Below are 9307 nucleotides of genomic sequence, written 5' to 3' on the forward strand. Positions count from 1 at the left end.
CTGAAATCATTAATCGACCTATTAAAAAGTGGGTCTAAATAAGGAGAGCGGGAATTGCTGTCTGAGCAGTTGTATCAATTCGCTGGTAAACCGGAAGAATCTATTAGGGCTTTTGTTAACAGCCCCAGCCCTTTCAAGGTGCTCAGTTGATGGTTGACGTAACCGTCTGATTCTCTGTTACCCAACTCAGCCTAACATCGGGTTTGGCTAAGAAGAGGGTTCGAGGTTAAATTCAACTTATTGATTTTCAATGTTGTATTTTTACACCTTGAAAGGGCTGCAGCCCATAACTCACCCTATCGGCGGAAGCGGGTATTTTTGCCGTTGACTGTTCGAGTTAGATTAGCTAGTTTTTGTGTGCCGGTTGCAGCCCCAGAATCCTTCTTGCTGTAGAAACGGCATCACAACCTTCAAAGGAGAAACCATGAAGCGCCTGTCAACCTCTTTACTCGCTCTTGCCTTGGCTGGATTTGCGTGGAGTGTGAACGCCTACAGCTACACCTGCAAACCGATTTCGGGATTCGTTCAGATCGCTCCAGATACGGGGTGTATGATAGCTAATCCTATCTACAAGAAGCGTTTTCCAAGCGTCACCTTTCTGGGAGCCTTGGGATACCCTGGTACCTGTTTCACAGGTAGTTTAACCAACGGACTTTGGGGTAGTCGTTCTATAACTGGAGAATCCGTATCCGGCCTGACCTTGATCGCTAACCCCCCGCCTGTCTACTCCTCTGATTTCGCGACAGCCGCTACGGTGCTAAAGGCTAAGGACATAAATAATAACACTCTCGGCAGTCTCTACTTTCTCGACACCATCCGCTTTAGAGCTGATGGAAGCGCTGAAGAGCAGTTGGTCATCACTGAGGGCACCGGAGCATTCCGTGGCGCCAAGGGTAGCCTGGGCATCGCAGGCAATGAGTTCGTCCCACCTGGCGCTCCCGTCAACGGTACGCTGTGTCTTCCTGACGATGACGATTGAAGCGCAGATCAGTAGTGGGTAATTCCTGTTCTCAAGGTTGGGCAGATGTCCGGTCTGCCCAACCCCATCATCATCTGGATTTCGGGGTCGAATCCGGGGGCATTTGAATCCCCCTCGCCCCAATCCATCTCCCGCCTGTCCACCATTTCCAACCACACGTAGATGGATATGCTTCCCCCTTGGCAAGCGCCGGGTTTGGAACTATCCTAGCCGCAAATGGTACTAATCCGGTACTGATTCAACGAGGCTACGGAGCGTCCATGATTCGTATCACCCGGGAAGCGGATTACGGTTTCGTGTTGATGACCTGTCTGGCGCAAGCCGACGGCCAACCGCGCAGCTCGGCTGCCTTGGCTCAGCAACGCCAGTTGCCGCTGCCAATGGTCAGCAAAATCCTCAAGGCATTGGCGCGGGCCGGTCTGCTGATCTCACAGCGTGGCGCACAGGGCGGCTACAACCTGGCGCGACCGGCGGCGGACATTTCCGCCGCCGACATCATCAGTGCGCTGGAAGGCCCCATCGCGATTACCGAATGCAGCGACGACACCCACGATGGCTGTGTGCGGCAGGACTATTGCGAAGTCAGCGGTCATTGGAGTCGCATTAACCAAGCCATTTACACCGCATTGCGGAATGTCAACCTGCTGGAAATGAGTCGTCCCGACCCGATCCGGCCCTTGCATTTTCATCCCCTGCATCGGGCCATGATCGCCGGTGTTGCCGCCCGTCCCGTCTGAATCCGCCGAATTTTTGCCACAGGAATTTCACCGATGACCGACAACGCCCAAACTCTCGAAAACCTCGCCGCCAGCGATTACAAATACGGTTTTGTAACCGACATTGAACAGGAAACCGTACCGCCCGGGTTGGATGAAGCCGTGGTTCGGCTGATTTCGGCCAAGAAAGATGAGCCGGAGTGGTTGCTGGCCTGGCGGCTGGAAGCCTATCGCCACTGGCTGACCCAGCAGGAACCAGAATGGGCGCATGTGCATTACCCCAAGATCGATTATCAGGCGCTTTCCTACTACTCCGCGCCGAAGAAAAAAGGCGATGGTCCGAAGAGTCTGGACGAGATTGATCCAGAACTGCGCCGCACTTATGAAAAACTCGGCATTCCGCTGGCGGAACAAGCCATATTAGCCGGAGTAGCGGTAGATGCGGTCTTTGATTCAGTTTCAGTAGCCACCAGTTACAAAGGCAAGCTGGCGGAACTGGGCATTATCTTCTGCTCCTTCTCCGAAGCGGTGCGCGAACATCCCGAACTGGTGCGCCAGTATTTGGGTTCAGTGGTGCCATACCGCGACAACTATTTTGCCACTCTGAATTCAGCGGTATTCTCCGACGGTTCTTTCGTCTATATCCCGCCGGGAGTGCGCTGCCCGATGGAGTTATCTACCTACTTCCGCATTAACGCCAGTAATACCGGGCAATTTGAGCGCACCCTGATTATTGCCGATGAAGGCGCTTATGTGTCGTATCTTGAAGGTTGTACTGCGCCGATGCGCGACGAGAATCAACTTCATGCTGCTGTGGTGGAACTGGTGGCGCTGGACAATGCGACGATTAAATACTCGACGGTGCAAAACTGGTATCCGGGCGACAAGGACGGCAAGGGTGGCATTTACAACTTCGTCACCAAGCGCGGTTTGTGCAAAGGCGATGATTCCAAAATTTCCTGGACTCAAGTCGAGACCGGTTCCGCAATTACCTGGAAATATCCAAGCTGCATCTTGCGCGGCGAGAACTCGGTCGGTGAATTTTACTCGGTAGCGATCACTCGCGATTATCAGCAAGCCGACACCGGCACCAAGATGATCCACATTGGCAAGAACACCCGCAGCACCATTGTGTCCAAGGGCATCTCTTCCGGCCACGGCCAGAACGCCTATCGGGGACTGGTGAAAATTCTGCCGACCGCCGAGAACGCCCGCAATCATTCGCAGTGCGATTCGTTGCTGATGGGCGATCAATGCGGCGCGCATACCTTCCCCTACCTTCAGGTTCAGAACCCGACCGCTCAGGTTGAACACGAAGCCAGCACCTCCAAAATCAGCGAGGATCAAGTTTTCTACTGTAAGCAGCGCGGCATTGGCGCGGAGGATGCAGTAAGCCTCATCGTCAACGGTTTTTGTAAGGAAGTCTTCAAAGAGTTACCGATGGAATTTGCGGTTGAAGCGCAAAAACTGATCGAGTTGAAGCTGGAAGGCAGTGTGGGTTAACTCCCTGTCCCGCAAGTGGGCGAGGGCAGTATTAGCACCGAGAAAAGAGAACCACAAACCATGTTGGAAATCCGCAATCTGCACGCCACGGTCGAGGGCCGCGAAATCCTCAACGGCATTGACCTTATCGTCCGTCCGGGTGAAGTTCACGCCATCATGGGTCCAAATGGCTCTGGCAAAAGCACCTTGGCCAATGTCATCGCCGGGCGCGAGGGTTATATCGTCACCGAGGGTGAAATTACCTTCGACGGCAAGAATCTGTTGGAGATGGCCCCGGAAACCCGCGCCTGTGAAGGTCTGTTTCTGGCCTTTCAATATCCGGTAGAGATTCCCGGCGTCGCTAATCTGTATTTCCTTAAAGCTGCGGTTAATGCGGTGCGTAAATATCGTGGCGAGCCGTCAGTAGATGCAATGGACTTTTGGGAGCTGATTCACCAACGGATGGATTTGGTGAAGATGGACGAATCCATGCTCAAGCGTTCAGTTAATGAAGGCTTCTCTGGCGGTGAGAAAAAGCGTAACGAAGTGTTTCAAATGGCAGTATTGCAACCACGTTTCGCCGTCATGGATGAAACCGATTCCGGGCTGGATATTGACGCTCTCAAAGTGGTAGCCGATGGGGTGAATGCGTTGCGCAGTCCAGAGCGCGGCTTTCTGGTCATTACCCACTATCAGCGCCTGCTGGATTACATCGTGCCGGATCAGGTACATGTGCTGTTCAATGGCCGCATCGTCCGTTCCGGCGGCAAGGAACTGGCGCTGGAACTGGAAGAGCAGGGCTACGCGCTGTACAACGAGGAACCCGGTCGCGCCCGCCGGGCGGCGGCGTAAGGAACATCCGCGATGACTGCCGCCGCCGCCGCATTACCGGATCGCTACCGCCCGGACTTCGCCGGGTTCGCCGCCGACCGCCGCGAACCGGACGCCATTGCCCGCTTACGCCGCAAGGCGTTCACCCGCTTCGAGACGCTGGGGTTGCCGACCCGCCAGCAGGAAGACTGGCGCTTGACCGACTTGAGCGGCTTGCAGCAATGGAATTTGCAGCCGCCCACTATCGTGCCAGTGGATGCCGGGGCGTTGCCGACGCTGGACTTGCCGGCGCATCGGCTGGCGTTCGTCAATGGCCGCTATGCACCGGGGCTGTCCCAGTTGCGGGAGATGCCGGATCAAGCGCTGATTGCCAGCATCGGTCAGGCATTGCTCACTCATCCTGAATTGATCGTGCCGTATCTGGATCGCTTGCCGGGATTGGAACAACACCCGTTCGCCGCGCTGAATACCGCGTTTTGGGAAGACGGCGCGTTGGTTTATCTGCCACCCGGCACGGTGGTAGAGACCCCGATTCATCTGATTTTCCACGCCACCGGCAGCGACATGGCGGTTTATCCGCGTCTGCTGCTGGCGCTGGACGAGGGCGCACAAGCGACCGTGATTGTTGAATACCAGGGCGCGGGCCGTTATCTGAACGCGCCAGTGACCGAAGCGCGATTGGGTGATGACGCGGTGTTGCACTACCACAAAATTCAGCAGGAATCGCCGGCAGCCTTTCATTTCGGCGGTATCCGGCTCCAGCAAGGACGCAACAGCGAGGCTTATGTGCATCTGCTGTCCTTCGGCGGTTTGGTAGCGCGCACTGATCTCGAAGCGTTGCTGGACGGCGAAGGCGCAAATTGCACTCTCAACGGTCTGACCTTGGCGCGGGATCAGCAATTCAGCGATGTCCATGTCCGGGTGGATCATGCCCAGCCGCACGGCAGTAGCCAGCAGGTGTTCAAGAGCGTACTCGACGGCAAGGCGCGTACCGTATTCGACGGTATGATCCATGTCCGTCCCCACGCTCAGAAAACCGACGCCCGTCAAGTCAGCCGTAATTTATTGTTGTCGCGACAGGCGCAGGCCAACTCCAATCCACGGCTGGAAATTCTGGCTGACGATGTGAAATGCGGTCACGGTTCCACCACCGGCTTTCTCAATCCCGACGCCGAGTTTTACCTGCGGGCCAGAGGCATCAGCGCGAGCCGAGCGCGGGCCATGCTGGTTCACGCTTTCGCTAACGACAGTCTTAACCAGATTCGCCTGACGCCCCTGCGCGAGCGCCTGGCTCACCTATTAGCCGCTGGTCTGGCGCTCGACTTTATGGAGACGGAATGAACGACATGAGTGCCCTGCACGCCGTTTCTGCTACACCGGCCACCCACGCCGGACTGGACCTGGCCCGCATCCGCGCCGAGTTTCCGATCCTGCGCCAGCGCATCCACGGCAAGCCGCTGGTCTATCTGGACAACGCTGCCTCGGTGCAGAAACCGAAAGCGGTGATTGACGCGATCAGCGCGTGCTACAGCGGCTATTACGCCAATATCCATCGCGGCGTTCACCTGCTGTCCGAGCGTTCCACCCTTGCTTATGAAGGGGCGCGGGAAAAAGTGCGCGCTTTCCTGAACGCCGCCAGCACTCAGGAAATTATCTTCACCCGCAATGCCACCGAGAGCATCAATCTGGTCGCCAGCAGCTTTGGCGGCAGCGTGGTGAAAGCGGGTGATGAAATTGTGATTACCGGGATGGAGCATCATTCCAACATCGTGCCTTGGCAAATGCTGTGCCAGCGCACCGGCGCGACCCTCAAAGTGGTGCCGTTTACCGATGCCGGCGAGTTGATTCTGGAAGAGTACGAGCGGTTTCTATCCAGCGGACGGGTGAAAATAGTGGCGGTGGTGCATCTTTCCAACGCGCTCGGTACGCTGAATCCAGTCAAGGCGATGATTGATTCGGCGCACGCTCGCGGCATTCCGGTGCTGGTGGACGGCGCCCAATCGGTGCCGCATCTCACGGTGGATGTGCGAGAACTCGACTGCGATTTCTACGCTTTCTCCGCCCACAAGATTTATGGCCCCAGCGGAGTCGGCGTGCTGTACGGCAAGCAGGCGTTATTGGAAGCGATGCCGCCGTATCAGGGCGGCGGCGACATGATTAGCCTGGTCACGTTTGAGAAAACCGAATACGCCGATCTGCCCAACAAGTTTGAAGCGGGCACCCCCAGCATCGCCGACGTGATCGGGCTGGGCGCGGCGCTGGATTGGCTCAACGCCATCGGTCTGAACGCAGTCGCCGCGCACGAACATGAGTTACTGGAATACGCCACCGCGCAACTGCAAGACATTCCCGGTTTGCGCATTATCGGCACGGCGCGGGACAAGGCGGCGCTGGCATCATTCACCCTGCAAGGGGTTCATCCCCACGACATCGGCACCATTCTCGACCGCGACGGCGTCGCCATTCGCGCCGGTCATCACTGCGCCCAACCAGTCATGCAGCATTACGGCGTTCCCGCCACGGCGCGGGCTTCATTCGCTGTTTACAACACCCGCGACGAAGTGGATGCATTGGTCAAAGCCCTTTATAAAGTCAAGGAGTTATTTGCATGAGTGATATGCGCGATCTCTATCAGGAAGTAATCCTGGACCATAACAAGCGGCCGCGGAATTTCCGCATCATTGCCGAGCCGACCCACACCGCCAATGGCCTTAATCCGCTGTGTGGCGACCGGGTGTCGGTGTTTCTCGACATTCAGGAAGGGGTTATCAGGGACATTGCCTTTCAGGGGGCAGGCTGCGCCATTTCCAGCGCCTCGGCCTCGCTGATGACCGAAGCCCTCAAGGGCAAGAAGGTGGACGATGTGGGGCCGCTGTTCGATGCGTTCCATACGGTCGTGACCAGCGACAGCGAATGCCCGCATGGCCTGGGCAAGCTCAGTGTGCTGGCCGGGGTGCGCGATTATCCGAGCCGGGTCAAGTGTGCGACGCTGGCCTGGCATGCGGTGCGCGCCGCGCTGGAAGAACACCAGCAGCCGGTGGCGACCGAATGACATTCACCCTTTCAGGAGACTGCGCATGACGACAGTAACAATGGATCTACCCGATGCCGACGACATGGAAGCCAGGATCATCGAGGCGATCAAGACGGTCTACGATCCCGAAATCCCGGTCAATATCTACGAACTGGGATTGATTTATAGCCTGAACGTCGATCCGTTGGGCAATCATGCCGATATTGAGATGACCCTGACCGCGCCCGGTTGCCCGGTGGCAGGTTCGATGCCGGAGTGGGTCGAAAACGCGGTCCGTCACCAAGCCGGAGTGGAATCGGTGAACGTCAAAATCGTCTGGGAGCCACCGTGGAACCACGATAGGATGTCGATGCGCGCCAAGCTGGAATTGAATCTGTTGTGATGAGCCAGCGCACCCCGCCAGGGGATTCTGGTTGCGGTACTCCGGGTTGCAGCCGTATCTGGGGATTTTGCAAGACAACAGCCGGTTTCTGGCGGGCAATGCCGGCTTAATAGCTATTAACTATATATTTTATATAAACAATTTACTTTACCCCATTCGCTGTGCTCTCTATAGTCCTTGTCACCGGCTATACAACCCTTGCCCGGTGTACCTAACGCACTAAGAGGACACAGCTATGTCAGCCAAGAAACTCACCACGAATGCCGGCTGTCCAGTCGCTCACAACCAGAACGTAATGACTGCGGGGCCACGGGGTCCACAGTTGCTACAGGATGTTTGGTTCCTGGAAAAACTCGCTCACTTCGACCGCGAAGTCATCCCCGAACGACGGATGCACGCCAAAGGTTCCGGCGCCTACGGCACTTTCACTGTCACCCACGACATTACGCAATACACCCGGGCGAAAATCTTCTCCCAGGTCGGCAAAAAAACCGAGCTGTTCGCACGCTTCACCACCGTCGCCGGTGAGCGCGGCGCCGCTGACGCTGAGCGTGATATTCGCGGTTTTGCAGTGAAGTTCTACACCGAGGAAGGTAACTGGGATCTGGTCGGCAATAACACCCCGGTCTTCTTCCTGCGTGATCCGCTGAAATTCCCGGATTTGAACCATGCGGTGAAACGCGACCCGCGCACCAACCTGCGCAGCGCGAAAAACAACTGGGACTTTTGGACCTCGCTGCCCGAAGCCCTGCACCAGATCACCATCGTGATGAGCGACCGTGGTCTCCCGGCGACCTACCGCCACATGCATGGCTTTGGCAGCCACACCTTTAGCCTCATCAACGCCAAGAACGAGCGCTACTGGGTCAAGTTTCACTTCAAGTCGCAGCAGGGCATCAGGAACTTGACCGACGGAGAAGCTGAAGCGATCATCGGCAAGGATCGCGAGAGCCATCAGCGCGATCTCTACGAGAGCATCGAAAAAGGCGACTTCCCGAAGTGGACCCTCAAAGTGCAGATCATGCCGGAAGCCGACGCCGCCAAGGTGCCTTATCACCCTTTCGATCTGACCAAGGTTTGGCCGCACCGGGATTACCCGCTGATCGAGGTCGGCGTGATGGAACTGAACCGCAACCCGGAAAATTTCTTCGCCGAAGTGGAACAGTCGGCGTTTAATCCCGCCAGCATCGTGCCCGGCATCGGCTTCTCTCCCGACAAGATGTTGCAGGGACGGCTGTTCTCCTACGGCGATGCCCAGCGCTACCGGCTCGGCGTCAATCACCACCTGATTCCGGTCAATGCCCCGCGTTGCCCGGTGTACAGCTACCATCGCGACGGGGCCATGCGGGTTGACGGCAACCACGGCGGCACCTTGGGCTACGAGCCGAACGACCAAGGCCAATGGGCCGAGCAGCCGGATTTTGCCGAGCCACCGCTGAGTTTGGAGGGTGCGGCGGACCACTGGAACCACTGCGAAGATACGGATTACTACTCGCAGCCCGGTGCATTGTTCCGGCTGATGACGCCCGTGCAGCAACAGGTTTTGTTTGAGAACACCGCACGTTCTCTGGGTGATGCACCGCACGAGATTCAGCTCCGCCATATCAACCACTGCCGACAGGCTGATCCCGCTTACGGCGAGGGGGTCAGCCGCGCCCTGGCCGCGTTGCAACAGAGCTAAAAGTCTTTGAACCACAAGGCCGGCCCTGCGGTGGGGAGTCTACACATCCCTGCCGCTTGATTCGGGAGATCGCCATCATGCAACACCCTGCCCGCTTTCAACCTCATCCACCGCTGTCCCAGGTGGCCCGCTGGGCGCTGCTTGGATTCGGCGGTTTCAATTTCGCGCTGGGTGCCATCGGCCTAGTGCTGCCGATTCTGCC

9 protein-coding genes are annotated in these 9307 nt (G+C 57.1%); all 9 read left to right on the forward strand.

Annotated features, from left to right (window positions below):
- The first annotated feature begins 424 nt into the window (after positions 1–424).
- Positions 425–979, forward strand: a complete 555-nt coding sequence (locus BN874_RS21585; protein ID WP_034437024.1) for a hypothetical protein — start codon at positions 425–427, stop codon at positions 977–979.
- 260 nt (positions 980–1239) lie between these two features.
- Positions 1240–1716 (forward strand): SUF system Fe-S cluster assembly regulator, encoded by a 477-nt coding sequence (locus BN874_RS21590; RefSeq protein ID WP_034437026.1) that lies wholly within the window; start codon positions 1240–1242, stop codon positions 1714–1716.
- 33 nt (positions 1717–1749) lie between these two features.
- On the forward strand, positions 1750–3198 hold the full coding sequence (gene sufB, locus BN874_RS21595) for a Fe-S cluster assembly protein SufB (RefSeq protein WP_034437027.1): 1449 nt from the start codon (positions 1750–1752) through the stop codon (positions 3196–3198).
- A gap of 60 nt (positions 3199–3258) precedes the next feature.
- Complete coding sequence (gene sufC / locus BN874_RS21600; RefSeq protein ID WP_034437029.1) at positions 3259–4029, forward strand: Fe-S cluster assembly ATPase SufC; 771 nt, start codon at positions 3259–3261, stop codon at positions 4027–4029.
- A 12-nt stretch (positions 4030–4041) separates the two neighbouring features.
- On the forward strand, positions 4042–5349 hold the full coding sequence (sufD, locus tag BN874_RS21605) for a Fe-S cluster assembly protein SufD (RefSeq protein WP_051498189.1): 1308 nt from the start codon (positions 4042–4044) through the stop codon (positions 5347–5349).
- Between the two features lie 5 nt (positions 5350–5354).
- Entirely contained in the window at positions 5355–6620 is a 1266-nt protein-coding gene (locus tag BN874_RS21610; RefSeq protein WP_320411494.1) for a cysteine desulfurase, read from the forward strand.
- Positions 6617–7060: a Fe-S cluster assembly sulfur transfer protein SufU gene (gene sufU, locus BN874_RS21615; RefSeq protein WP_034437031.1), complete on the forward strand. Its 444-nt coding sequence runs from the start codon at positions 6617–6619 to the stop codon at positions 7058–7060. Before BN874_RS21610 ends, sufU begins: the two co-directional genes overlap by 4 nt.
- A gap of 25 nt (positions 7061–7085) precedes the next feature.
- Positions 7086–7424, forward strand: coding sequence for an SUF system Fe-S cluster assembly protein (locus BN874_RS21620; RefSeq protein ID WP_034437033.1), 339 nt, complete (start codon positions 7086–7088; stop codon positions 7422–7424).
- Positions 7425–7659: 235 nt separating this feature from the next.
- Complete coding sequence (katE2, locus tag BN874_RS21625; protein WP_034437035.1) at positions 7660–9105, forward strand: catalase KatE2; 1446 nt, start codon at positions 7660–7662, stop codon at positions 9103–9105.
- The last annotated feature ends 202 nt before the right edge of the window (positions 9106–9307 follow it).

Origin of the sequence: Candidatus Contendobacter odensis Run_B_J11, from assembly GCF_000531125.1 — a bacterium.
In the GTDB taxonomy this organism is placed as follows: Bacteria; Pseudomonadota; Gammaproteobacteria; order Competibacterales; family Competibacteraceae; genus Contendibacter; species Contendibacter odensensis.

Excerpts from the sequence above, each read along its gene's own strand:
- katE2 (WP_034437035.1), top strand. The coding sequence starts at position 7,660 with ATGTCAGCCAAGAAACTCACCACGAATGCCGGCTGTCCAGTCGCTCAC.
- sufB (WP_034437027.1), top strand. The coding sequence starts at position 1,750 with ATGACCGACAACGCCCAAACTCTCGAAAACCTCGCCGCCAGCGATTAC.
- sufU (WP_034437031.1), top strand. The coding sequence starts at position 6,617 with ATGAGTGATATGCGCGATCTCTATCAGGAAGTAATCCTGGACCATAAC.
- sufC (WP_034437029.1), top strand. The coding sequence starts at position 3,259 with ATGTTGGAAATCCGCAATCTGCACGCCACGGTCGAGGGCCGCGAAATC.
- BN874_RS21610 (WP_320411494.1), top strand. The coding sequence starts at position 5,355 with ATGAGTGCCCTGCACGCCGTTTCTGCTACACCGGCCACCCACGCCGGA.
- BN874_RS21585 (WP_034437024.1), top strand. The coding sequence starts at position 425 with ATGAAGCGCCTGTCAACCTCTTTACTCGCTCTTGCCTTGGCTGGATTT.
- sufD (WP_051498189.1), top strand. The coding sequence starts at position 4,042 with ATGACTGCCGCCGCCGCCGCATTACCGGATCGCTACCGCCCGGACTTC.
- BN874_RS21590 (WP_034437026.1), top strand. The coding sequence starts at position 1,240 with ATGATTCGTATCACCCGGGAAGCGGATTACGGTTTCGTGTTGATGACC.
- BN874_RS21620 (WP_034437033.1), top strand. The coding sequence starts at position 7,086 with ATGACGACAGTAACAATGGATCTACCCGATGCCGACGACATGGAAGCC.